Annotated in this window: 18 protein-coding genes and 1 pseudogene; 7 read left to right on the forward strand and 12 right to left on the reverse strand. The window is 69.7% G+C overall.

The window, feature by feature from the left end:
- The first annotated feature begins 16 nt into the window (after positions 1-16).
- The 3 genes from ABZ664_RS22780 (at position 17) to ABZ664_RS22790 (ending at position 4,802) form a co-directional block, all read left to right on the forward strand.
- Positions 17-439: a VOC family protein gene (locus ABZ664_RS22780; RefSeq protein WP_362513210.1), complete on the forward strand. Its 423-nt coding sequence runs from the start codon at positions 17-19 to the stop codon at positions 437-439.
- A 402-nt stretch (positions 440-841) separates the two neighbouring features.
- Positions 842-3,133 (forward strand): catalase, encoded by a 2,292-nt coding sequence (locus ABZ664_RS22785; RefSeq protein ID WP_362513213.1) that lies wholly within the window; start codon positions 842-844, stop codon positions 3,131-3,133.
- A gap of 271 nt (positions 3,134-3,404) precedes the next feature.
- Complete coding sequence (locus ABZ664_RS22790) at positions 3,405-4,802, forward strand: SDR family oxidoreductase (RefSeq protein ID WP_362513216.1); 1,398 nt, start codon at positions 3,405-3,407, stop codon at positions 4,800-4,802.
- Between the two features lie 11 nt (positions 4,803-4,813).
- Here ABZ664_RS22790 and ABZ664_RS22795 read toward each other — a convergent pair whose 3' ends face one another.
- From ABZ664_RS22795 to ABZ664_RS22815, 5 genes are all read right to left on the reverse strand, one after another.
- Positions 4,814-6,598, reverse strand: coding sequence for a glycoside hydrolase family 15 protein (locus tag ABZ664_RS22795; protein WP_362513219.1), 1,785 nt, complete (start codon positions 6,596-6,598; stop codon positions 4,814-4,816).
- 90 nt (positions 6,599-6,688) lie between these two features.
- Entirely contained in the window at positions 6,689-9,583 is a 2,895-nt protein-coding gene (locus ABZ664_RS22800) for an FAD-binding and (Fe-S)-binding domain-containing protein (protein WP_362513223.1), read from the reverse strand.
- 151 nt (positions 9,584-9,734) lie between these two features.
- Positions 9,735-10,838, reverse strand: coding sequence for an enolase C-terminal domain-like protein (locus ABZ664_RS22805; protein ID WP_362513226.1), 1,104 nt, complete (start codon positions 10,836-10,838; stop codon positions 9,735-9,737).
- Positions 10,839-10,845: 7 nt separating this feature from the next.
- The gene (locus ABZ664_RS22810) at positions 10,846-12,645 is read right to left on the reverse strand and encodes a thiamine pyrophosphate-requiring protein (RefSeq protein WP_362513229.1); all 1,800 of its coding nucleotides are present in this window, start codon (positions 12,643-12,645) and stop codon (positions 10,846-10,848) included.
- Between the two features lie 150 nt (positions 12,646-12,795).
- Entirely contained in the window at positions 12,796-13,014 is a 219-nt protein-coding gene (locus ABZ664_RS22815) for a hypothetical protein (protein WP_362513232.1), read from the reverse strand.
- A gap of 311 nt (positions 13,015-13,325) precedes the next feature.
- Here ABZ664_RS22815 and ABZ664_RS22820 point away from each other — a divergent pair, with 311 nt between their 5' ends.
- The 3 genes and pseudogenes from ABZ664_RS22820 to ABZ664_RS22830 form a co-directional block, all read left to right on the forward strand.
- Positions 13,326-13,646 carry a plasmid stabilization protein gene (locus ABZ664_RS22820; protein WP_362513235.1) on the forward strand — a complete coding sequence of 107 codons (321 nt, stop codon included), beginning with the start codon at positions 13,326-13,328 and terminating at the stop codon, positions 13,644-13,646.
- Positions 13,647-14,324: 678 nt separating this feature from the next.
- Positions 14,325-16,043 (forward strand): serine/threonine-protein kinase, encoded by a 1,719-nt coding sequence (locus tag ABZ664_RS22825; RefSeq protein WP_362513748.1) that lies wholly within the window; start codon positions 14,325-14,327, stop codon positions 16,041-16,043.
- Positions 16,044-16,178: 135 nt separating this feature from the next.
- Positions 16,179-16,289: pseudogene (locus ABZ664_RS22830) on the forward strand (hypothetical protein); the annotation flags it as partial.
- On the opposite strand, the gene ABZ664_RS22835 reads toward ABZ664_RS22830, so the two are convergent.
- The 6 genes from ABZ664_RS22835 to ABZ664_RS22860 form a co-directional block, all read right to left on the reverse strand.
- Positions 16,253-17,494 carry a glycosyltransferase family 2 protein gene (locus ABZ664_RS22835; protein ID WP_362513238.1) on the reverse strand — a complete coding sequence of 414 codons (1,242 nt, stop codon included), beginning with the start codon at positions 17,492-17,494 and terminating at the stop codon, positions 16,253-16,255. The pseudogene ABZ664_RS22830 and the gene ABZ664_RS22835 overlap by 37 nt on opposite strands.
- Before the next feature lie 11 nt (positions 17,495-17,505).
- The gene (locus ABZ664_RS22840) at positions 17,506-18,528 is read right to left on the reverse strand and encodes an iron-containing redox enzyme family protein (protein WP_362513241.1); all 1,023 of its coding nucleotides are present in this window, start codon (positions 18,526-18,528) and stop codon (positions 17,506-17,508) included.
- A 354-nt stretch (positions 18,529-18,882) separates the two neighbouring features.
- Positions 18,883-19,422: an isochorismatase family cysteine hydrolase gene (locus ABZ664_RS22845; protein ID WP_362513244.1), complete on the reverse strand. Its 540-nt coding sequence runs from the start codon at positions 19,420-19,422 to the stop codon at positions 18,883-18,885.
- A gap of 74 nt (positions 19,423-19,496) precedes the next feature.
- On the reverse strand, positions 19,497-19,772 hold the full coding sequence (locus ABZ664_RS22850; RefSeq protein ID WP_362513247.1) for a DUF2795 domain-containing protein: 276 nt from the start codon (positions 19,770-19,772) through the stop codon (positions 19,497-19,499).
- 244 nt (positions 19,773-20,016) lie between these two features.
- Positions 20,017-20,601: a hemerythrin domain-containing protein gene (locus ABZ664_RS22855; RefSeq protein WP_362513250.1), complete on the reverse strand. Its 585-nt coding sequence runs from the start codon at positions 20,599-20,601 to the stop codon at positions 20,017-20,019.
- Between the two features lie 101 nt (positions 20,602-20,702).
- A complete protein-coding gene (locus ABZ664_RS22860; RefSeq protein ID WP_362513253.1) occupies positions 20,703-21,044 on the reverse strand; it encodes a putative quinol monooxygenase in 342 nt (113 codons plus the stop codon).
- 162 nt (positions 21,045-21,206) lie between these two features.
- Between ABZ664_RS22860 and ABZ664_RS22865 the strand changes: the two genes are divergently transcribed.
- Positions 21,207-21,923 (forward strand): DUF2071 domain-containing protein, encoded by a 717-nt coding sequence (locus ABZ664_RS22865; RefSeq protein WP_362513256.1) that lies wholly within the window; start codon positions 21,207-21,209, stop codon positions 21,921-21,923.
- A 143-nt stretch (positions 21,924-22,066) separates the two neighbouring features.
- On the opposite strand, the gene ABZ664_RS22870 is transcribed toward ABZ664_RS22865, so the two are convergent.
- Positions 22,067-23,287 carry a cytochrome P450 gene (locus ABZ664_RS22870; protein ID WP_362513259.1) on the reverse strand — a complete coding sequence of 407 codons (1,221 nt, stop codon included), beginning with the start codon at positions 23,285-23,287 and terminating at the stop codon, positions 22,067-22,069.
- Positions 23,288-23,375 lie beyond the last annotated feature (88 nt).

Raw genomic sequence — 23,375 nt, forward strand, 5'->3', positions numbered from 1 at the left:
AGATCAGGGGTGGAGTATGTCCGTCAAGTCCGTGGCGCATGTGAACTTCCGGGGCGACGCCCGCGCGGCGCTGGAGTTCTACCGGTCCGTGTTCGGCGGCGACGTCGCCGTCGTCACGTACAAGGAGGCGGGAAACGTGCAGGACCCCGCCGAGGCGGATCAGGTGATGTGGGGACAGGTGGTCGCCGACAACGGCTTTCACGTGATGGCGTACGACGTGCCCTCGCGGTTGCCGTGGGACCGGGGTGAGAGTTCGTTCTTTCTCTCCGTGCGCGGCGAGAGCGTGGAGGAGATCACCGAGTACTGGCGGGAGCTGTCCGTCGGGGCGACCGTCGTGCAGCCGCTGGGGCCCGCGCAGTGGGCTCCGCTGTACGGGATGCTCAGGGACCGCTTCGGCGTCGTCTGGGTCCTGGACGTGGCGAGCCCGTACAACGGCTGATCACGGGGGCGGGCGCCACGACGTGTTCGCGGGTGGTGCGCGGCTTTTCGCAGGCGGGGTGTGGCGAGGGGTGAGTGAGGCTCGGACGTTTGCCCACGAGGGAGCGGGTAAGGACCTGGCTTTACGTGGAAAGAAGCGCCGCTCATGGAGTGTGGAGTCGCCGGGTAGGGCACACGCCCGAACGAACGATGTCCGCACCCGTGTTGCGGAGCCGGTCAAGAACAGGGATCCCGGGTCGTGAGCAGCGGGATCCCAAAGCCGTAGTCAGGTCATGTGCCGAAGCGGGGGCATCGCACAGCGCCACCGCTGGTTCCCGACGGTCCGACCGCGCCCTCGGCGCATCGGCCCGCCGGGGACCGGACGTGATCTCCGCCCGGTGACGCCATACCTCGAGGGGGAACGATGGAGAAGTCTCATCCGATGAAGGAAACGGTCGACAAGGTCGTCGACAAGGTGGTCGACGCCGTGTCGGGTGATGGATCTTCGGATGTGGTCCCCGGCCGGCCGAGCAGCGGGACACCGTCGCTGGATGAGCCGACCGAGCCCCGGGCGCCTCTGCCGCCCAAGCCCGACCAGAGCGGCCCCGACCCCTTCACCCCGACCGGGCAACCCGCCGATGTGCCGCCGGCGGCGCGGGCGCAGGGCGGCGAGTACCTGACGACGGCTCAGGGCCTGCGGCTGGCGGACACCGACCACTCGCTCAAGGCCGGTCCCCGCGGACCGGTGCTGCTGCAGGACCACCACCTGCGCGAGAAGATCATGCACTTCGATCACGAGCGCATTCCCGAGCGCGTCGTGCACGCCCGCGGCGCCGCCGCGCACGGTGTCTTCCGCGCCTATGGAAACGCCTCGACGGTGACCAGGGCGGCATTTCTCGCCGAGGGCGTCGAGACCCCGGTCTTCGTGCGTTTCTCGACCGTCCTCGGGTCACGGGGGTCGGCGGACACGGTGCGCGACACGCGGGGATTCGCTACGAAGTTCTACACCGGTGAGGGTGTCTTCGACCTGGTGGGCAACAACATCCCGGTGTTCTTCATCCAGGACGCGATCAAGTTTCCCGACGTCATCCACGCGGCCAAGCCGCATCCCGACCGGGAGATCCCCCAGGCCCAGAGCGCGCACGACACGTTCTGGGACTTCGTGTCCCTGCACACCGAGGCCACCCACCACACCATCTGGAACATGTCCGACCGGGCCATCCCCCGCTCCTACCGGACGATGGAGGGTTTCGGCATCCACACCTTCCGGCTCGTCAACGCCGAAGGGGCGACGACGCTGGTGAAGTTCCACTGGAAGCCCAAGGCCGGGGTGCACTCACTGGTGTGGGAGGAAGCCCAGATCATCAACGGCATGGACCCGGACTTCCACCGGCGTGATCTGGCCGACGCGATCGAGGCGGGCGCCTACCCGCAGTGGGAGCTGGGCATCCAGGCCTTCCCCGACACCCCCGAGCAGACCTTCGAGGGCATCGACCTGCTGGATCCGACGAAGATCGTTCCCGAGGAGCTGGCGCCGGTCCAGCCGATCGGCCTGCTCACCCTCAACGCCAACCCGACCAACTACTTCGCCGAGACCGAGCAGGTCGCCTTCCACCCGGGCCACCTGGTACCCGGTATCGACATCACCGACGACCCGCTGCTCGCGGGGCGCCTGTTCTCGTACCTGGACACCCAGATCAGCCGGTTGGGCGGCCCCAACTTCGCGCAGATCCCGATCAACCGCCCGCACGCCCCGGTGAACGACATGCTGCGTGACGGCCTGCACCAGACGGCGGTGCATGCGGGTGTCGCCCCCTACAAGCCCAACTCCCTCGACGGCGGCTGTCCCTTCTTCGCGGGGCAGCAGGAGGGCGGGTATGTGGAGAGGCCGGTGCAGGTCGCGGGCCGGAAGGTGCGCGAGGCTCCGGCGTCGTTCGCCGACCACTTCAGCCAGCCCCGCCAGTTCTGGCTGAGCCTCACCCCGGTCGAGCGCGAGCACGTCATCTCCGCGTACACCTTCGAGCTCGGCAAGGTCTACGAGCAGGCGATCAAGGAGCGCACTCTGCGGGTGCTCGCCGAGATCGACTCGTATCTGTGCGCGCAGGTGGCCGCGGGACTGGGTCTCCCCGTGCCGGAGCCGACGGGTCCGCCGACTCCGGTCGAGCCCAGCCCCGCGCTCTCCCAGCTCGGCCAGACCTGGCCCACCACCGGCCGGATCATCGGCATCGTCGTCGGCGAGAACAGCGGCCTGGACGGGGTACGCGCCGTTCGCCAGGCGATCCTGGACGGCGGCATGGTGCCGCTGGTCATCGCCCCGGCGGGTGGCGTGCTCGGAGCGGACGGAGCCGATCCCGTCACCGTGCAGCGCACCTTCGCCACCGCCAGGTCGGTGGAGTTCGACGCCCTGCTGCTGGCCGGGGCGCCCGCACCGGGCAAGGACGCCTACGGCGCCAGGGACGCCAAGGCGGGCACCGGCACACTCGCCGCGGGAATCGACCCGCGGGTGCTGCTGATGCTCGGTGAGGCGTTCCGCCATGCCAAGCCGCTCGGCGGCTGGGGAGATGCCGAGCGGGCGCTCACCGCCGCGGGGATCGACACCGCGGCACCCGGTGTGTTCGTCGGCGACGGCGGCGACGGCGTGCTCGGGGAGGTCGTCCGGCTGCTGGGGCAGCACCGGGTCTGGGAACGCTTCCCCACCGCGATCGACATCGCCTGACAGGAACGCTCGGGGCGAGGCGGTGGCCTCGTGGGCCGACGGGCGCGGATTGTTCCGGCTCGTCATCACCACGGACGGCCACCGGCCTCTCCCCGCGCACCGGTGACGCCGGCCAACCTCGACACCAACGCGCGCCTCGCCCCGCGCGCCGGTGACGCCGTCCGGCCACGCCGCCTCAGGGGAGCGCGTCAACTACGAGAACATTAATCCTTTTAGCGTGTTATGTCGTTTTTGTCAGGGTAAATCGACTCTGCACGATGGGAGTCGAGCCATGACAACACGAGATGGACGACGCGTCGTAGTGATCACCGGAGCCAGCGCGGGCATCGGCCGGGCCACCGCCCGCCGTTTCGGCGCCGAGGGCGACGCCGTGGCGCTGATCGCACGAGGTGCCGACGGCCTGGAGGGGGCCGCGCGCGAGGTGCGCCAGGCGGGCGGCGAGGCGCTGGTCATCGAGGCCGACACCGCCGATCATGATCAGATCGATGCCGCCGCGGAGCGGACCGAGGACGAACTCGGTCCCATCGACGTGTGGGTGAACGTCGCCTTCGCCTCGGTGTTCGCCCCCTTCACGCAGATCACACCCGAGGAGTTCCGCCGCGCGACCGAGGTCACCTATCTCGGCTTCGTCAACGGCACGCGCGCCGCGCTGAGGCGGATGCTTCCCCGCGATCACGGGGTGGTCGTCCAGGTCGGCTCGGCGCTGGCATACCGGGGGATTCCGCTGCAGAGCGTGTACTGCGGAGCCAAGCACGCCATCCAGGGATTCAACGAGTCGCTGCGCTGCGAGTTGCTGCACGACAGGAGCGGTGTACGGGTCACCATGGTGCAGATGCCCGCGGTCAACACGCCGCAGTTCGACTGGGTGCTGTCGCGTCTGCCCGGCCATCCCCAGCCCGTTCCCCCGATCTACGAGCCCGAGATCCCGGCCGACGCCATCCTGTACGCGGCGGAGCACCCGCGGCGGCGCGAATACTGGGTAGGAGTCTCGACCGCGGCGACGCTCCTCGCCAACGCGGTGATCCCCGGCCTCCTGGACCGATACCTGGCCTGGACGGGCTACGCCTCCCAGCAGACCACCGAGGTGACCCATCGGGTCCCTCCCAACCTGTGGCGTCCGGCCGACGAAGAACCCGGTACCGATGAGGGGGCGCACGGCTCCTTCGACCACAAGGCGATAACGCGCAGCCCGCAGCTCTGGGCCTCCCAGCATCACGGACTGCTCGCGGGGGCCTCGGCCCTGACGGCGGTGCTGGGCGCTCTGGCGTGGGCGCACCGGCGCACGGCGAAGGGGACGAGGTGGCGTGGGTCGTTCGAGGAGCGACCGATGCCACCGGTGCGGACGATCGAGGTCACGCGCGCGGCATGGGGCCTGGCGCTGCTGCTGGCGCCCTCGCAGGTGCTCCGCACCCTCGGAGGGAGAAGGAGTCGCGGGGCGAAGGTCGTCGCTCGTCTGCTGGGTGCCAGGCAGCTGGGCCAGGCGGCCTGGTCGGGTCTTCGCCCCAGCCGGTCGGTGCTCGCCGGTGGCGCCGTGATCGACCTGGTGCACGCCGGCACCGCCGTGGCGCTCGGGGTGGTCGACGGCCGCTGGCGTCCTGTCGCACTCTCCGACGCGGGGGTCGCCCTCGCCTGGAGCCTGGCCGGACTGCGCGACAGCGGCAGGTCGTGACGCCGATCGCGTCACGGGAGGGTACGTGCGCCGCCTCGCCCGGACCCCGGCACCGAGAGCGTTACCGCCGACTCCAGCAGCAGTGCGTGCACGAACGCCTGGGGCAGGTTGCCCCGCGACTGCCGCTGGCCGATGTCGTACTCCTCGGTGTACAGGCCCGGTGAGCCGCACGCGGCACGGTTGCGCTCGAACCAGCGGACCGCCTCGACCTCGTCTCCGCTCTGGTAGGCGGCGAGCGCGGCCATCAGCCCGCACATCACGAAGGCGCCCTCCGCCTCGCCGAGAGGCCGCTGGTCCTGATGGAAGCGGTAGAGGTAGCCGTCGCGTTCGAGGTCGGTGTGTACGGCCGCGCGCGTGGCGACGGTTCGCGGATCATCCGGCGCGAGGGCGCCACGGATGGCCGGGATGAGCAGGGCCGCGTCCACTCGTCGATCGTCGAAAGCGCGCTGCCAGTGGCCGGACGGGTGGAGTCCGTGCCGTGAGGTGTGAGCCAGGACGGTATCGGCGAGGGCGCTCCAGTGAGCGGCCTGCCTGGCCGGGGCGATGCCCGCCGCTGTCTTCAGCCCGGCGACGCAGACCAGTTTGGAATGCACCCACTGCCGTGGGGGCAACTCCCAGATTCCCGAGTCCGGCTCCCGCCACCGTCGCGCGATGGCGTCGACCGCGCTCTCCAGGGCGTGCCAGGAGTCGATATCCAGCCGATCCCGGCGCGCGGCGGCGGCGAGGAGCAGCAGCGCCTCGCCGAACGCATCCAGCTGGAACTGCCCGGTCACCCGGTTGCCCACTTTGACCGATGATCCCGGGTAGCCCGGCAGGAACGGCAGCGGGTGTTCCTCGGGCACCCGACCGCCGACGGCGGTGTAGGCGGGTGCGAGGTGAGGGCCGTCGGCCAGCAGCCGTGCGGTGACGAATGCGACCGCCGCGTCCAGCAGATCGTCGAGACCGGCGACCGCCGCCGCGCGGCCTGCATAACACTGATCGCGGATCCAGGTGTAGCGGTAGTCGTAGTCGCGGCCGGCCTCGGCGCGCTCGGGCAACGAGGTGGTGGCCGCGGCGACCATGCCGCCGCCCGGTGTCGTCATGCCTCGCAGCAGCGTGTGGGCGTGTATGGCGTCGCGGTGGGCGATGCACCCCCGCAGGGAGGGCGCGGTGACGAGCCACGACTGTTCGGTGGTGCGCCATGCCGTCGCCGGATCGACGGGCGCCACGTCGAACGGCCGACAGGCCAGCTCCAGCACGAGGTCGTGATGCTCTCCCTCGGGCACCCGCAGATCGGCGCGTAGCTCTCCCCCCGCTCCCTGGTGGGCGTGCTCGGCACCCGTCCAGCGCAGGTGGAGGTCGCCGGTGCGGCCGCTCCAAACCCCCGCCTCGCGGTGCGGTTCGCGCAGGGGCCGCCTGCCGAAACCCGCCCGCGGATCGAGGATCACCGCCACCCGGGCGGGGCCGTCCACGGCCCGTATCCGGCGCAGCAGCACGGCACGTTCCGGATCGGCGGGGAAGGCGAGGGCCTCGCGGCATTCGACGATGCCGTGCGAGGTCACCCACCGGCTGTTCCAGATCAGCGAGCCGTTCTCGTAGAACCCGCCCCACACGAACCGTGCGCCGGTGGGCGTGATGGCGTACACGCCACGGCCGCCGAGCAGGTTCGTGAACACGGCGTCGGAGTCCCATCGCGGCACGCACAGCCAGCAGATGTCCCCCATCGGGCCGATCAGGGCCCCGCGATACCCGTCGGCAAGGAAGGCGTACTGCCGCAGCACATGCGGGGCGAAGCTCGTGGTGTCTTCCTCCACCATGGAACCGGCCTCCCCTCTCGGCGTGTCGGGGCCGCCGGACGGCCCGCTTGCTCGGTCGGGTACGCGAGAGGGCGGGGTCGGCGAGGTGGTTCAGCGGACGCCCGAGCGCACCCGCTCCTGCTGCCGGCGCGCGGGGGCCGGTGGCGACCGCAACAGCACCTCGGCGAGGAGTTCGGCCAGATGAACCGGTTTCGCGTGGGTGCCGGACTCGATCTGGGTGCGGCAGGAGAAGCCGTCGGCGAGAATCCTGGTCCCCTCGTCCGCCGCCCGCACGGCGGGCCACAGCCCCAGCTCGGCCACCCCGGTCGAGATCTCGTGGTGGCCGCGCTCGAAGCCGAAGTTGCCCGCGAGCCCGCAGCAGCCCACGTCCAGCACCTCGACCTGGACCCCGACGCGCTCCAGCAGCCTGGTGTCGGCCTCGAAGCCCCAGATGGCGTGCTGGTGGCAGTGCGGCTGGGCGAGCGCGCGCACTCCCGTACCCGGCGGCGGGGCGACCGGTACCCGGTCGAGCAGCATCTCCGACAGCGAGCTGATCCGGCGGCCGAGCAGTTCCACGTCCGGGTCGCCGGACAGCAGTTCGGGCGCGTCGGAGCGCAGGACGGCGGCGCAACTCGGTTCCAGTCCGACGACCCGCACCCCCCGCCGCAGCCGGGGGGCGAGCGCCGCCACGGTCCGGCGCAGCACGCGCCTGGCGGTGGCGAGCTGGCCGGTGGAGATCCAGGTGAGCCCGCAGCACAGCGGCACCGGCGGCACCTCGACCCGGTAGCCGTGCGCCTCCAGCAGGCGCGTCGCCGCCACGGCCGCGCCGGGACGGAAGTTGTCGGTGAAGGTGTCCGGCCACAGCACGACCGGCTCGCCCCCGTCGAGATCTCGTGGCTGCCGGTCGCGGAACCAGTCGGTGAAGCGCTCGGCGGCGAAGCGCGGCAGTTCGCGATGCCGATCGACACCCCCGGCCAGCCGGATCAGCCCGCTCAGGCCGGGCGTGTGGGTGAGCGCGTTGACCGCTCCGGGCGCGAGGGCGGCGATCCTGGCCCACAGGGGCAGCCAGCCCATCGAGTAGTGCGCGACCGGCCGTGGCCGTCCCCGGTAGTGATGGGAGAGGAACTCGGCCTTGTAGGTGGCCATGTCCACGTGCACCGGGCACTCACCTCGGCAGCCCTTGCAGGACAGACACAGGTCGAGCGCGTCGTACACCGCCCTGGAGCGCCAGCCGCCGGTGACCGTCTCGCCGCGCATCATCTCCATCAGGATGCGGGCCCGGCCCCGGGTGCTGTGCCGCTCCTCCCGGGTGACCCGGTAGCTGGGGCACATCACCCCGCCGGAGTCGGAGCGGCACTTGCCGACGCCGACGCAGCGGGCGGCGGCGTGGGTGAACCGGTGGTGGTCGTCCGGGTAGTCGAAGTACGTCTTCGGCTCGGCGGGGTGATAGTCAAGGTGGTCGAGGTTCTCGTCCAGCCGGTACGGATCGACGATCTTGCCGGGGTTCATCCGCCCTTCCGGGTCCCAGATCCGCTTGAAGACACCGAACAGTTCGACGACCTCGGGGCCGAACATGATCGGCAGCAGCTCGCCCCGTGACTGCCCGTCGCCGTGCTCGCCGGACAGCGACCCGCCGTAGGAGGCGACGAGGCGCGCGGCATCCTGGACGAATCCGCGGTACTTCGCCACTCCCTCGGGGTCGTCCAGGTCGAACGGTATCCGGGTGTGCACACACCCTTGCCCGAAATGCCCGTAGAGAGAGGAGTTGCGGTAGTCAAAGCGGTTCAGCAGCGTCTGGAAGTCGCGCAGGTAGTCGCCGAGCCGCCCCGGCGGGACGGCCGCGTCCTCCCAGCCCTCGTGGGTGTCGGGATTGTCCGGTGGGTAGGCGGTCACGCCCAGCCCGGCCTCGCGGACCTTCCACACCCGCTCCTCTTCTGCGGGGTCGTCCAGATAGGTGGTGTGCGCGCCCGTGGTCTTGTCGAGCAGCCTCCTGGCCCGCTCGTCGGCCTCCTCGCGGGTGTCGCCGCCAAACCGCACCATCAGCCACCCCGACCCTTCGGGCAGCCTGTCCAGTACCTCCTGCCCGGCGGCGTGTTCGACCCTGGCCAGGTCCATCAGTTCGTGGTCGAGCCCTTCCAGCGCCAGCGGCCGGTGCTCCACGATCTTCGGCACCATGTCGCCCGCCGTGGCGATGTCGGGGTAGCCCAGCACCGCCAGCGACTGGAACCGGGGCACCGGGAAGAGGCTGATCTCCGCGTGTAGCACCGTGATCAGCGTCGACTCGCTGCCCACCAGCGCGCGGGCCACGTTGAAGCAGTTCTCCGGCAGCAGCGAGTCCAGGTTGTAGCCCGAGACGCGGCGCGGGATCTTCGGGTAGCGGGTCCGGATCAGCGCGAGGTTCTCGTCGCGCAACCTTCGCATCGCCCGGTAGATCTCAGCCCGGCGCCCACCCAGCGCGAGGATGTGCTCGTACTCCTCCTCGGAGGTCTCCCCCACCCACATCCGCAGGCCGTCGTAGGTGAGCACCTCCAGTCGGATCACCGAGTCGGCCGTTTTCCCGTACGCCTGCGCCGAGGCGCCGCACGAGTTGTTGCCGATCATCCCGCCGATGGTGCAGGTGTCGTGGGTGGAGGGCTTGGGACCGACCATCAGGTGCCGGTCGGCGAGTTCGGCGTTGAGATCGTCCAGGCAGATGCCGGGCTCGACCAGTGCCCGCTCGCCGTTCACCGACAGCAGTCGCGTGCAGTACTTCGACCAGTCGATCACCACGCCCTCGTTGCAGCACTGCCCGGCCAGGCTGGTCCCCCCGCCTCGGGAGTGCACCGGCGCCCGGTGCTCGTGGCAGACGCGTACGGCCTCGGCCCCGGCCTCCACGGTGCGGGGCACCACGACCACGGACGGGGTCTGCCGGTAGTTCGAGGAATCGTGGGCGTAGGCGGCGAGCGACCCCTCGTCGCACCGCACCTCCCCGTCCACCCGGGCCCTGAGGTTGCGATAAAGGGACACAAATGCCTACATACCCTACATAAACCTCACTAGGGTGAAAAAGGGTAATTTTCCGGCGCGGAGTTCTTTTGTTTCCGCCGGGATCGGGGCGCGTCCTCGGACCTTACCGCCGCCGGGAGCCGTATCGGGTCGGTCGCCGGGCGGCACGCCGTCAGCCGACCCGATAAGGCTCGGCATCGGCGTGGCGCAGGCTCAGGCCGTGTCCCGGCGCGTCCTGGCGAAGCCGCAACAGCCCGTCGTCCGGGTCGAGGGCGCCGTCGAAGAACATCGTCTCGATCCGCGCGTGGTCGTGGAACCACTCCAGGTGGCGCAGGTTGGGAACGGCCGCGGCGGCGTGCGCGTGCAGGTGCGGCGCGCAGTGTCCGGACAGCTGCAGGCCGTGCGAGGCGGCGACGGCGGCGACCCGCAGCCACTCGCTGATCCCGCCGCAGCGCGACACGTCGGCCTGCAGACAGTCCACCGCCCTCGCCTGGCACATCCGCCGGAAATAGGGGAGATCGCCGCCGTACTCCCCGGCGGTGACCTCGGGTGACACGGCGGCGCGGACCTCGCGCAGCCCGTCGAGGTCGTCGGAGGAGACGGGCTCCTCCAGCCAGCGCACATCCAGCCCGGCCGCATCGCCCATCACCCGGATGGCCTGCTTGACGGTGTAGCCGCCGTTGGCGTCCACGAACAGCTCGACGTCCTCACCCACGACCTTCCTGGACAGGCGCATCCGCTCCAGGTCGCGGCCCGGGTTCGCGCCCCAGGACTCCCCGATCTTGATCTTCACGCGGGGGATCCGCCGCTCCTGGGTCCAGTGGGCGAGCTGGCGGGTGAGCGCGCGGTCGTCGTAGGTGGTGAAGCCGCCGCTGCCGTAGACCGGGACCTGTTCGCGGGCCGCGCCGATGAGCCGGTGCAGTGGCAGGTCCAGCAGGCGGGCCTTGAGGTCCCACAGTGCCACGTCCACGGCGGAGAGCGCGTACCCGGCCACCCCCTGCCTGCCGTCGTTGCGCACCGCGCGGACCATGGCCTGCCAGGTGCCGGTGATGTCCAGCGCGGCACGGCCCCGCACCACCGGTGCGAGCCGGTCGCCGATCACAACGGCGCAGGCGGCCGGCCCGTACGTCCAGCCAAGACCGGTGCCGCCACCGGCCCGCACCCGCGCCAGCACGATCGTGGTCGAGTCCCAGGCCAGCGTCCCGTCGGCCTCGGGCCCGTCCGTCGGGACGGTGTAGGCGCTCGCCTCGACCGCCTCGACGAGTGGACCGGTCACGGTCCGGTCACCTGCCGCCGTCGCGGTGCGGCAGGAACTCCTGCATCTTGGTCCTGATCCCCTCCCGCAGGACGCCCCAGCGGTTCTCGTCACCCCGCAGAAGCGCCTCGGCGGAGTCCTTCATCTGCTCGAAGGTCGCGTGCGGCGGGATCGGAGGCACGTCGGGATCGACGTACACGTCCAGGAGGACGGGCCGGTCGGCCCCCAGCGCACGCTCCCAGGCCGGCGCGACCTGTTCGGGGCTGTCAACGGTGAACGCCCCCATGCCCAGGCTCGCGGCGAAGGCGGCGTAGTCCACGTCCGGCAGGGTCTGCGACTGGGGGAACTTGGGCGAGCCCTGCATGGCGCGCATCTCCCAGGTGACCTGGTTGAGGTCGTTGTTGTGCAGCACCGCGACGATCAGCCGCGGGTCGGACCAGTCGCGCCAGTAGTGCTTGACGGTGATCAGCTCGGCCAGGCCGTTCATCTGCATCGCCCCGTCGCCGACGAACACGATCACCGGGCGGTCCGGGTGGGCGAACTTGGCGCCGATCCCGTACGGCACGCCCGGCCCCATGGTGGCCAGCGTGCCCGACAGCGAACCACGCACGCCGTCGCGGAAGCGCAGGTTGCGGGCGTACCAGTTGGCGGCCGAGCCGGAATCGGCGGTGACGATCGCGTCGGCGGGCAGCAGCGGGGACAGCTCGTGGAACAGGCGCATCGGATTGACCGGCTTGGCCTCGACCATCGCCTCCATCCGCATGGTCTCCCACCAGCGCTCGACGTCGGACTCGATGCTCTCGCGCCAGGAGCGGTCCTGCTTGTGTTTCAGCAGCGGGATGAGGGCCCGCAGGGTGGTCGCGGCGTCGCCGACCAGGTTCACCTCGTAGGGGTAGCGCATGCCGATCAGCTTGGGGTCGATGTCGATCTGCACGGCCCGTGCCTGGTTCAGGTTCGGCAGGAACTGGGTGTAGGGGAAGCTGGAGCCGACGGTGAGCAGCGTGTCGCAGCCCTTCATCATCTCGTAGCTCGGCCGGGTGCCCAGCAGCCCGATGGAGCCGGTCACGTACGGCAGCTCGTCAGAGAGCACGTCCTTGCCCAGCAGTGCCTTGGCCACGCCCGCCCCCAGCAGCTCGGCGACCTCCTTGAGCTCCTCACGGGCACTTCGGGCGCCGGAACCGGCCAGGATCGCGACCCTCTCACCGGCGTTGAGCAGGTCGGCGGCGTAGTGGAGCGCCGCGTCGTCAGGAAAGATCTTCGGCCAGTCGATGCCCAGGCTGGAGGGCACCATCTTGAACTCGTGGCCCGGCGGGGTGTACTCGAGTTCCTGTACGTCGGCGGGCAGGATGATCGCGGTCGGGGCCCGCTCGGCCAGTGCCACGCGGATCGCCCGGTCCAGCACGTTCGGCAGTTGCTCGGGCACGGTGACCATCTGCACGTACTCGCCGGCCACGTCCTTGTAGAGCGACAGGAGATCGACCTCCTGCTGGTAGGAGCCGCCCATCGCGCTGCGGTTGGTCTGGCCGACGATCGCGAGCACCGGGACGTGGTCGAGTTTGGCGTCGTAGAGGCCGTTGAGCAGGTGGATCGCGCCCGGTCCCGAGGTCGCCGCGCAGACCCCGAGGCGCCTGCCGAACTTGGCATAGCCGACCGCCTCGAACGCGCTCATCTCCTCGTGCCGCGCCTGGACGAACACCGGCCGGTCCCCGGCCCGTCCCCATGCGGCGAGCAGGCCGTTGATGCCGTCGCCCGGATAGCCGAAAACCCTCTGGACCCCCCACTCACGCAGGCGTTTCAGCACATAGTCGGCAACGGTCGTCGAAGTCATCGGTCATTCCCCCTCGGTTGGGATACAGGCGGCCGAACGACCGCTCACACCCCGCCTTTCGCCCACCCCGTCGGTCTGCTCCAAGCCGGCCGGTCGTCCCAGGGTTCCCGCGAGATCCGTGCCCTCCTGTCGGCCGCCGGCCGTGGGGGCTCAGCGGCGCCGGGGGCCGGACCTGGTGGGACCGCCCCTGCGCAGGGTCGCCAGCCACTCCCCGGTGACCAGCGCGCAGGCGGCGGCCAGCGCGGTCAGCGCGATGCCCGCCAGGAAGAGCGGCCACATCTGGGAGATCCCGGCCCCAAGGGTGAGCGCCAGCAAGACGATGAAAGCGATGCAGGAGACGATCAGTCGGGCGTTCAGCGGTTTCCTCATAACCCTCCTCCCGGCCAGTGGTGCCGTCGGTCACCTTTCCTGCTCCCTTACCCTCACTAGCGCCAAACCACCATAAAATCTGACATATAACCCAATTGGCTTGTTTTGTGGATATCCGATTCGTGATCCGGTGTTTCGGCGGCGTGTGCGCCGGTCGGTGGAAACAGTCCGGCTCCTCGCGCCTGGCAGGTTCGTCACCCACGGCGGTGGTGGTGAGCCGAATTCGGCCGGTGTCCGCATGTTCGGGAGGCGTTGGGGCACGGACCGAACAAGGGAACGAACGACGAAAGGATCAAGGAAAGGGGATCGTCATGCCTCGGGGATCGAGTCCCAAGCGGGAACGACAGTACAAGCACATCAAGGAGAGCGCACGCGAGCGCGGCGAGAGCGAGAAGCGGGCGACCGAGATCGCGGCCCGCACGGTGAACAAGGAGCGGGCGAGAGCCGGTGAGTCGCGGACCGCGAGCCGTACCTCGACCCAGGACATCTCCTCCTCCCGGCGCGGCGGGCTGCGTTCGCACTCGGGTGCGGGTGGCCGGACGCGGGACCAGCTGTACGCCGAGGCCAAGCGCCGCGGCGTCAAGGGACGTTCGAAGATGACGAAGGCCCAGTTGGAGAAGGCGATCGGCTAGTGATCGGCCGTTAGGGCCCGGTCGGCTTCGGGCGCGACGGTGAGGCGACCGTCCTGAAGACCGGTGCCACGCGGACCGCGGTGGCAACGGTGCTCGTCGAGAACACCGTTGACGTCGTCCGAGTGCCGGTGGCGCCGGTCAGGGGATGCCGGGGGATGCCGGGGGATATCGAGAACACGGCCGTCGCGTGCGAGGTGAAGACTCATACGCCGGGCGAATGCGGACCACGGTGTCCGAGCCTGGACGTGCGGTTTCGCGCATCTCCGCCGGGTGGACGGGAGCGGTGCGGCCATGCCGTCCCCCACGGGATTTCATTCTCTGTTCGGGGAATTCCCCATGAGGGCTCACGGTCGCATGACCGGGGGATTCATGTGAAATGCCATCTCAACGGTGCGTTGATATGTTGAAAATTGTTGTACGTACATAATGTCGATCCTATGATGACTTGAGTTATGGATCCGTGCGGGGGCATTGAGGTCGAAACTCGGGATTCGGGCATGCTTCCTGACGTGCTGGACGATCTCGCATCGACCTCGATCCGTGCGAGCCGGCTGTGGACGTGCCCACCCCCACCCTCGCCGTCTCCGGGGTGTGGTCCGGCCGAACGGTGCTGTCGCGGCCGACATCCGCGTCGAACAGTTCATATCCGGGGGAGGGTGCATGAAGAACGATCAACTCATGGAGTCCGGAGAACCTTCACGAATCAGCGCCTATCGCATTGTCAGGAAGATCGGGGAGGGCGGGCAGGGCGTCGTCTATCTGGGTAAGCCGGATTCCGGCGCTCCCGTTGCCATAAAGCTCTTCCATATCCGGCTCGGCCGGGACAGCGTCGTCCGTGATGACTTCGAGCGTGAGCTGAAAGTCGCAAAACGGGTCGCCCGTTTTTGTACGGCGCAGGTCCTGGATTTCGGCATCTGGGAAAACCACCCGTACATCGTGAGCGAGTATGTCCCGGGCCGTTCGCTCCAGGAGGTGGTGACCGAGGAGGGGCCGCGTTCGGGCAGCGCTCTGGAACGCCTGGCCATCGGTACGGCCACCGCGCTGGTCGCCTTGCACGACGCCGGAATCGTCCATCGGGATTTCAAGCCGCAGAATGTGCTGATCGGCCCGGACGGGCCCCGGGTCATCGACTTCGGCATCGCCCGGGACCTCGCGGTGACCGGTGCGGTGACCAGCAGGGTCGTGGGAACGCCCGCCTACATGGCCCCCGAGCAACTGAGCGCCGGTCGGCCAGGTCTCGCCCTCGACGTCTTCGCCTGGGCCTCCACCATCGCCTTCGCGGCGACGGGCCGTCCACCGTTCGGCGACGAGGCCATTCCCGTGATCATCAACAGGATCCTGAACCTCGATCCCGACCTCGACGGGATCGAGACACCGCTGCGGGACCTGCTCGCCGCGTGCCTCGCCAAGGACCCGGGCCGAAGGCCCACGGCGCAGCAGATCCTCGATCGGCTGGTGCGCGGGAACGGGTCCGCTCCCGTCGACTCACTGGAGACCTACGCCGTCCACCGCCCGGACGCCCCCGCGGGAGACGGCGCTTCGCGATCACCGGTCCGAGATGAGACGCCTGGTTCGCCGGGCGGGACCGGCGGGGGTGGCTCGTCGGCCCGGGGTACGGAGTCGAGCCTCCTGAGCAGGGGCGGAGCGGTGGGTTCGCCGGCCCGGGACAGGGAATCGAGTCTCCCGGGCAGGGACGGAGCGGTGGATTCGCCGGGCGGAGCGGACGCCTCCGGCGTCATGGGCGCCGCCACGGACCCGGACACGCTCAAAAGGCGCGGGAAGAGGCGCACGACGGTCCTCGTGGGAGTCGCCGCCGTGGTCGTCGCCGGAGCCGCCGGGGCCTTCGTCGCTCTGCTGCCCGTCGGAGACTCGACCGTGCCGGTGGCCGGTGGGCCGCGGACCTCGCCGGCGCCGACCGGTGGGACAGGACCGATCGGCGGGACAGGAACGCCGAAGGACGTCGCCGGCCCCATTTCGGCCTCCATTGGTGTGGGAACCGCCTCTCCGGAGGCGGTTCCCACACCATCGGTGTCCGATCCCGTCGCGAGCAGCCGCCCCGCGACGAAGCCGGCGGTGCCCCAGCCCTCCCGCGAACCCTCCACCCGTACCGAACCCTCAAGCGGAGACTCGCGCCCCGGACGCTCGTCGCCCGAACCGGCGCGGCTCGTCGAACTCGGTCCCGGCCATTTCACCGACTACTGCAGGACGATCGGCTGGGAGTGGGTGGAATACCGGAAAACCCCCAGGCCGGGGGCGTACTGCGTCATACCGAAGGGAGACCGGACCATGTATCTGACCCAGGCCAAACGTGACGCCGGTTGCCGGTGGCGGTTCGACGAGCCGAAGGCCGTCCACCGCTTCAAGAACAGTTCGAACTACTGCTACGTCTCCCGCTGACGAGGCCGCGAGCGGTATGTGTACGGTCTGCTGAGCAATGGGCGCGTAAATCGATGGAACCGGGGCGGTCCGTCTTGGCGCGGACCGGCGTTTTTTCCGGGGTGCGGTGGGCACAGGGGCGATATGCGCTCAAAAATGGATGATTCGGTCACAGTGACCCCCTGTGAGGACGGGCCGCTGCTGATCCGGGGGCCGTTCACCCTGCTCACTCAGGACGGGGCCGTCATCGATCCCGGCCGGGCGACGGTGGCGCTGTGCCGTTGTGGCCTGTCCGCTTCCAAACCGTTCTGCGACGGCTCGCACAAGCGGGCCGGTTTCCGGGCCGCGAGCGAGCCGGACGCGGCGGCCTGAGCACACGTCTGAGCCTGAGCACACGTCTGAGCATGTGTCCGAGCACGCCTCTGGGCACGCCTTCTGAGCAGGCGGGGCGGGTGAGCGGCGGCCGGTATCCGGCGCCCGGCGTAGAAGACGCCGCCGCGCAGGAATCGGGTCGCGAGGGCGAGCCAGCTGCAGACGGCCCGCTCCAGCAGCCATATCGGGGCGAACAGCGCGGCGGTGAAGGGAAAGACCCGTGGCCCGCCCGCGCGGCGGCGACCGATCTCGGCCAGGCCCACCGCCAGCCCGGCCCCGGCCAGGGCCGACCCTGGGCGTCGTCGTAGCAGCGCGACGGCGAGAGCGGGTGCGATGGCGAGAAAGAACGCCATGCGGGCCGGTTGCGCGAGGTCGTCGTAGGCCTGGCGAACCCGCTGGGACCAGAAGTGGCGCGGATCGGGCGGCAGGCGGCGAACGTAGAGATCAAGCGGGCGATCCTCACGGCCTCCGTGGGCGCGGACGGTGCGGATCAGTTCAAGGTTTTCGAACAGGACGTCCCCGTCGTAGCCGCCCATCGCGAGGAAGGTCGAGCGGCGCACCCCGAACGTGCCGGGATAGTCGGCGCCGAAACCGCGGTTGAGCAGGGTGCGGGCGGTGTCCCAGCGGGCGTGCCAGGGCATCGGGTCGAAGTGGTTCTGCGGGCGGACCAGGTCGGCGTTCCTCAGCAGGGCGTCGATCCTGGCCAGTTCGCCCTCGCCGTAGCGGACGTCGTCGTCGGCGATGACCACGTGTTCTGCGCGGGCCAGGCGCAGTCCGGTGATCACCCCGTTGACCTTGCCGTTGGCGAAGTCGAGGTCACCGTCGGGTCGTACGTGCAGCGCGAGGCCCTCCCAGCGGGCGGCGTGCCGGGCGAACAGAGCGCCGGGGGAGCCGTCGACGACGATGACACGGACGAGCGGGCGCAGCCGGCGCAGGTAGGCGGTGAGCTCCTCAAGACCGGCGTCGTCATTCCAGCGCAGCGGCAGCACGTAGTCCATACCGGAGTCCATACCGGAGTCCATACCGGAGTCCGTGTCGGGGTTCGTGCCGTAGCCCACATCGGGGTCCATGTCGCGATCCGTCTCCATGTCGGGGTCCATGTCGAGGTCCGTCAGCGGCTCTCCGCCATCACATTCGTCTCGCGCAGTGAGGAGACACCGCACCGCCAGCGATCCATGACGTGCTCGGCGAAGAGCCGATCGAGAGCGAGGGCGCAGGCCGCTCCGTACAGGACGTCACCGGCCCGCGAGGGGTGTTCGCGGACGAAGCCGCCGCACATGTCGTGCGCGGCGATCTGCTCGTGGACGGCGTCCGCCTGCACGTGCTCGTCGTAGAAACGCCTCGCGGCCTCGTCGCCTCCCAGCCTGCGCAGTCCGGTGGAGTAGCGACGGTTGGGGACCGAGGAGGTCATCTCGAACGCCGCCAGGTGGCCGAGCAGCGCCCCGAGGTGGCGCCGGTGAAGACCGAACAGCGACATGGTGTTGGAGATCGCCAGCGTGATCGCCGGGACCCGGTCGAGGTAGGCGCCGTAGGAGTCGTCCAGTCCCAGGCCGCGCATGGTGGCCCGAAACAGCTCGGAATGCATCTTCTCGACGCGCCCGCCGCCGTACTCGTCCGCCTGGATCTCCACCAGCGCCGCCTTGGGACGGCCGTTCAGCCGGGGGATCGCCCAGGTGTGCGGGTCGGCCTCCCTGAGGTGGTAGATCGACCGGTGCGCGACGAACTCGCGGAACTGTTCCAGATCGGCTCGCCTGGCGAGGAAGGCCGACAGGGAGGGGCCGTCGTCGGCGGCCACCAGTTCGGCCAGGGCGCGTCGCATGGGCACGTCCGGCGTGAGCGGTGGGCACGGTGGGCACGGTGGGCGGGGTACGGCTCGCGCGATACCGTCCTCCAGCCCTCGCTCCAGCACCTTCCTCATCGCCAGCAGCGACGGTTCCCACTCCCACTCCTCGTCCACCTCCTCGAAGCCCCGGTAGTGCAGCTCGTAGCAGGTGAAGAGCGCCAGCTGGAGGTCCTCGTCGTCGATGGCGGGAGCTCCGGCCGGTGCCGGTGGTGTGTCGAAGGGGTGGGGCGGACGCCTCAGCCGTTCGAAGAGCGCGGCGGTAAGGGGACCCCGAGGCGTGGGCAGCTGCATCACGATCTCCCGTATCGGCGAAAAGCTGCGGGTGGAAGGGGGGATGGGCCGGTGGAGATTCAGATTCCCGGAGGGTGTCTCCCCGTGAGGTCGAGCGGCGGGGTTCCCGGCCCGGTAGATGAGTGGGTCCCGATGTCGGTGCGATCGTTTGTGGATATGTGCTCGTATGTTGACTTATCGAACACTCGTACCATATGTCCCTGATGCCCTCATCTTTACCGAGCTAACCTCCCGGCAGCGCAAGCCGTGAGGAGGGTCGCGTCGAGGTGACGAGCGACCAGGGTGAACGCCGTTATCCCAGGTGGCAGCGGTCGGTGGGTGCCGGGGCCGCTGCGCGGTGCGTAGAGCCGAGGGTCATTCCAGGCAGCGGTCGGCGGGAAGGAGTTCGGCGCGCATGTTGCGCTCCATCATCCGCAGTGACGCCTCGGCGAGGTCGGGATGGATGTGGGCCACGCAGTCGGAGGCCACCCGGACGGAGAAGTCGCGCACGTAGGCGTCCAGGGCGCTGTAGAGCACGCACTGCTCGGTCACCTGGCCGGCCAGCACGACGGTCTCGACCTCCTCGCGGCGCAGCAGATACTCCAGCGGCGTGCCGAAGAACGCGCTGTGGCGCACCTTGGGCATGAAGGCGCAGTCGGTCGGTGGAAGCACCGGCTCGACCAGGTCGGGGCGTCGTCCCTCCAGGGCACGACGTCGCAGGTCCTCGGCCGTGGCGGCGAAGTCGCCGTGGTTGTCGTTGACCACAATCAGCTGGGCGTCCCGATGCCGGTGGGCACGCCTCATCAACTCCGCCAGAGGCTCCACGATCTGCTCGGCGCTCTTCTGCAGCGCCTCGGCGTCCTCGTGGTCGTAGGGATTCAGCATGTCCACCACGACCACCGCGACAGCACTCATGTTTCCGTCCTCCGTGATCCGGGCCGAGGGTGATCACGGCTCTCGCGGGGCAAAACCATGATCACCCTTCGGCTTCAGCCCTGTCCGGTCTCTTCCTTGCCGTATCCGAGTGCCTGCGCCACGTCCGCCAGGGTCTCGAAGGTCTGTTCCGGCAGTGACCGCACCGCCCCGAGCACCGCGTCGGGTGCGCCCTGCTCCTCGGCTCGCGCCAGCAGGGTGGCGCGGTCGGCGGGGAAGGCGTCGGCGCCGCTGATCCACCGGGCCAGCTCGCTGCGGGCCTGCACGCCCTGCGGGGTGATGCCCTGCGGGGTGCCGGGTTCGTGGCCGGGCGCTCGTGATGTCGGTGTCATATCGTTCTCCCTCGATGTGACCATAAAGCTCGTCCCCTCTCGGAGCGGGCCCTGGCGTCAGGTGAGAGTCTCGTACGGGTGTTGGGTGTCATTCCCGGTATTTCGTCTCATGACGTTTTTGTGCCGGATGAGCCCTTACCCGCTCTCTATGGGGCAAAAATCCATGTGAGAAGGCCACCACCCGTTGACTCGCGGCCGACGCCGCGGGCCCGGCTCGCCGGTACAGACCCGGATACGGACCTGTTCAGCCCTGTTTGCCCATGGCCTGGCGGATCACGTCACGGGCTCGGTCCATCATCGCGACCGGTGTGCCCACCAGCAGGTTCTTGGTCGCCGACTCCACCCCGGGATGCGGGTGGGTCGGCGCCATCGCCTCGGCCGCCTTCACCCCCACCGCCATGGCCCGGCGCTCGGCGGCGTTGGTCTCGGCGCGCAGCTGGGTGAACTCGTAGCGCTCCTCGCTGCGGGCGTGGGCCGTCACCGCCGCCCGAAGCACCGCCAGGTTCTCCGCGAACCGCGGATCGTCGGCGCCGGCCTTGTCCATCTCCATGAGCAGTTGCTTGGCCTCGTTCTCCTCGGCCAGCCGGTCGTCCACCACCGCGTCACCGCCCTCGATCTTGTGGCGGACGTACGGGTGGACGATCTCCTCCTCGGCGGTCTCGTGCACCGCCAGCAGCCGCACCAGGCGCTGGAACGCCTCCGGTCGCTCGCTCGGCGAGGCCTTCTCCACCTCGTCGAACAGGTCGCGGATCAACGCGTGCTGGGCCAGCAGCAGATCCACCACATCGTTCTCGCCCATCAGCTCGGGCACCGTCTGACGATCACCCATGTTCTCTCTCCCCTCTCCTCTTGTCCGGCCTGCCCTACCCTTTTGGAGCGGGAAATCCATCCGAGGGGGCGCGGGAGAGCGTAAGCGAACCGATAATTTCCCTACGGATGGTCCTGGCCCGCCCTGGGCGTCACCTCTGCCATCCGCGACCAGCCCTCGCCGGGCACCTCGACATTGATGATCTCCGGCGTCTCCGCCACCACATCGGGCATCCAGGTCATGGCGGTCTTGAAGTGCTCCGATCCCACGTGCGCCTCACCGGCGGCGGACGAGGCGAACGCCTCCAGGAGAACGAACCGGTCGGGTGTGTCGACGCTCCTGGACCATTCGAAGAAGATGTTTCCCGGCTCGTCGCGAGTGGCCCGGGTGAAGTCGTCGACGAGTGCGAGCCATTCGTCGGCTCGCTCGGGACGGACGGTGAACTTGACGGCGATGAAGATCACGAATTGGCCCCTTCGGCTCTGTTTGGAATGTGTTTTCGTTGGAAGTCTGGCCTTGTCGGAAGGCGAGACGGGTGTCGCCAGGGACGACACCCGGCGTCATGGCCAAGATAAGTGGCGGACACCCTCGCCCGGGCACCGCCATCACCAGAGAAGGAGCGGATCATGCAGGCTCCGCCGTCCCCTCATCTGTCCCACCCGGTCATGTACCACCGCTGGTCCGAGATGACCTTCATGCACTGGCGGTACCCACCCGCCGTGATCCAGCGGCTGCTGCCCCCCGGACTCACGGCCGAGACCTTCGACGGCACGGCCTGGGTCGGCCTCACCACCTTTCTGATGGAGGACGTGCGGGCGCCGGGCGTGCCCGCCCTGCCGTGGCTGTCGCGGTTTCCCGAGACGAACGTGCGCACCTACGTACGGGACGAGCAGGGGCGTGACGGCATCTGGTTCCTCTCGCTGGACGCCGGTCGCCTGCTCGCGGTGCTCGGCGCGCGGGCCGGGTACGGGTTGCCCTACTTCTGGTCCCGTATGGCGGTTAGTGCCGTCGGCGAGCGGCGCGGCTACCGCTGCCGGAGGCGCCTGCCGGGGCCCGTGGGCGCGCGGTGCGACGCGATCGTGGAGCACGGTCCGCCGTTCACCGAGCCTGAGCGTGACGAACTGGCGCACTTCCTGACCGCCCGCTATCGGCTTTTCACCACGATCGCGAGTAAAACGGTCACCGCCCAGGTCGAGCACCCCGACTGGCCGCTGCGCCACGCCCGGCTGATCCATCTGGACCAGGACCTGCTCCAGGCGGGCGGCCTCGACGCACCCGATCATGCTCCCGTACTGCACGCCTCCCCCGGGGTGCCGGTAAGGATCGGGATGTGGACCCGGTGACGCGCGGGCTCTCCCGTCGGGCCCGGTGACGCGGGTCCTCCCGCCCGGACCCGGGGCCGTGGCGTGACCCGGGCCGCAGTGACCCTGGGCCGCGGTGACCCTTGCCTGAGGTGACCCCTGCCTGAGAAGGACGGACCGTACCCTCACCCCTGCCTGACGAGGAGGTGGCGCGGGCCGCGCAGGACCGCGCTCTGCCGGTACGGGGGCGGATCGGCGACGAGCCGGGGGTTCTCCAGGTTGCGTACGAGCTCGGTCAGCGCGATCTGCGTCTCCAGCCGGGCCAGTGGAGCGCCGAAGCACAGGTGGACGCCCCCGCCGAAGCCGAGGTGCTGGTTGTCCCGCCGGTCGGGATCGAACCGGTCGGGGTCGCGGAAGCAGGAGGGATCGCGGTTGCCGGAGGCGAGCACGAGCGTGATCTGCGAGCCCTTCGGGATGACGGTGTCCGCGACGGTGAGGTCGCTGTAGGCGGCCCGCCAGGGGATGAGATGCACCGGCGGCTCGTAGCGCAGCAGTTCCTCGACCGTCCGAATGATCATTTCGGGCTCGCGGCGCAGGCGTTCCAGCACGTCGGGGTGGCGCAGCAGCGTCAGCACGCCGTTGGTGATCAGGTTGACGGTCGTCTCGTGGCCCGCGATGAGCAGCAGGTTGGCGGTGCTGACGATCTCCTCGTCCGTCATGCGCCCGTCGGGTCCCTCGTCGTTGGCCAGCCGGGAGAGCAGGTCGTCGCCCGGCGGCCGGCCACGACGGCTCTCCAGGAGTTCGGCGAGGTAGGCCCTGAGGTCCTTGCGGGCCTGGATGCCCTCCCGCACGCGTTCCTCGGGGGCCGTCGCGGGGTTGAAGTCGAGCACCGCGACGATCGCCTCGACCCACCCGTGGAACCGAGGCTCGTCCTCGCGGGGCACGCCGAGCAGGTGGCAGATCACGGTGACGGGGAAGGGGTAGGCGAAGTCGTCGACGATGTCGATCTCGTCCTTGCTCACCAGGTTGTCGATCAGGTTCGTGACGACGGCCTTCAGGTCGGGGCGCATGTCGTCCACCAGCCTGGGCGAGTGCGGGGGGCCGAAGTACCGCATCGCGATACGGCGCAGCCGGTCGTGGCGCGGCGGGTCGAGGCCGATGAACGCCGGTGGGTCCTCGCGGCCGGCGGCGGCGGGGCCGGGGTTGTCGAGGTTGTCGGTGTTGGAGCTGAGATGCGGGTTGTGAAGCAGCGCGGTGATCTCCCGGTAGGTGCTGACGATGTAGCCACCGTCCTCCTGCCGGGCCACCGGGGTCCTGCGCAACTCGGTGTAGAGCGGGTACGGATCGGCCCGGCTGGAGTGGTCGAGGATGCGCTGGAAGACGCTGGACGAATGGGTGACTGTCATAGCCGCTTCTCCTGGTGTGTCGCCGGTACCGGCCGCCCCGGCCGGATCGGTTCGAACGGGTCGGTCATCCGGCCGGGCGAGTCAACAG

It is taken from the genome of Streptosporangium sp. NPDC006930, assembly GCF_040635605.1.
Lineage (GTDB): Bacteria > Actinomycetota > Actinomycetes > Streptosporangiales > Streptosporangiaceae > Streptosporangium.

Bases quoted from the DNA above. Each gene is read 5' to 3' on its own strand.
- ABZ664_RS22840 (WP_362513241.1), bottom strand. From the start codon at position 18,528: ATGCAGCTGCCCACGCCTCGGGGTCCCCTTACCGCCGCGCTCTTCGAA.
- ABZ664_RS22825 (WP_362513748.1), top strand. From the start codon at position 14,325: ATGGAGTCCGGAGAACCTTCACGAATCAGCGCCTATCGCATTGTCAGG.
- ABZ664_RS22835 (WP_362513238.1), bottom strand. From the start codon at position 17,494: ATGGACCCCGACATGGAGACGGATCGCGACATGGACCCCGATGTGGGC.
- ABZ664_RS22865 (WP_362513256.1), top strand. From the start codon at position 21,207: ATGCAGGCTCCGCCGTCCCCTCATCTGTCCCACCCGGTCATGTACCAC.
- ABZ664_RS22820 (WP_362513235.1), top strand. From the start codon at position 13,326: ATGCCTCGGGGATCGAGTCCCAAGCGGGAACGACAGTACAAGCACATC.
- ABZ664_RS22855 (WP_362513250.1), bottom strand. From the start codon at position 20,601: ATGGGTGATCGTCAGACGGTGCCCGAGCTGATGGGCGAGAACGATGTG.
- ABZ664_RS22780 (WP_362513210.1), top strand. From the start codon at position 17: ATGTCCGTCAAGTCCGTGGCGCATGTGAACTTCCGGGGCGACGCCCGC.
- ABZ664_RS22795 (WP_362513219.1), bottom strand. From the start codon at position 6,598: ATGGTGGAGGAAGACACCACGAGCTTCGCCCCGCATGTGCTGCGGCAG.
- ABZ664_RS22790 (WP_362513216.1), top strand. From the start codon at position 3,405: ATGACAACACGAGATGGACGACGCGTCGTAGTGATCACCGGAGCCAGC.
- ABZ664_RS22850 (WP_362513247.1), bottom strand. From the start codon at position 19,772: ATGACACCGACATCACGAGCGCCCGGCCACGAACCCGGCACCCCGCAG.
- ABZ664_RS22810 (WP_362513229.1), bottom strand. From the start codon at position 12,645: ATGACTTCGACGACCGTTGCCGACTATGTGCTGAAACGCCTGCGTGAG.
- ABZ664_RS22870 (WP_362513259.1), bottom strand. From the start codon at position 23,287: ATGACAGTCACCCATTCGTCCAGCGTCTTCCAGCGCATCCTCGACCAC.
- ABZ664_RS22815 (WP_362513232.1), bottom strand. From the start codon at position 13,014: ATGAGGAAACCGCTGAACGCCCGACTGATCGTCTCCTGCATCGCTTTC.
- ABZ664_RS22845 (WP_362513244.1), bottom strand. From the start codon at position 19,422: ATGAGTGCTGTCGCGGTGGTCGTGGTGGACATGCTGAATCCCTACGAC.
- ABZ664_RS22785 (WP_362513213.1), top strand. From the start codon at position 842: ATGGAGAAGTCTCATCCGATGAAGGAAACGGTCGACAAGGTCGTCGAC.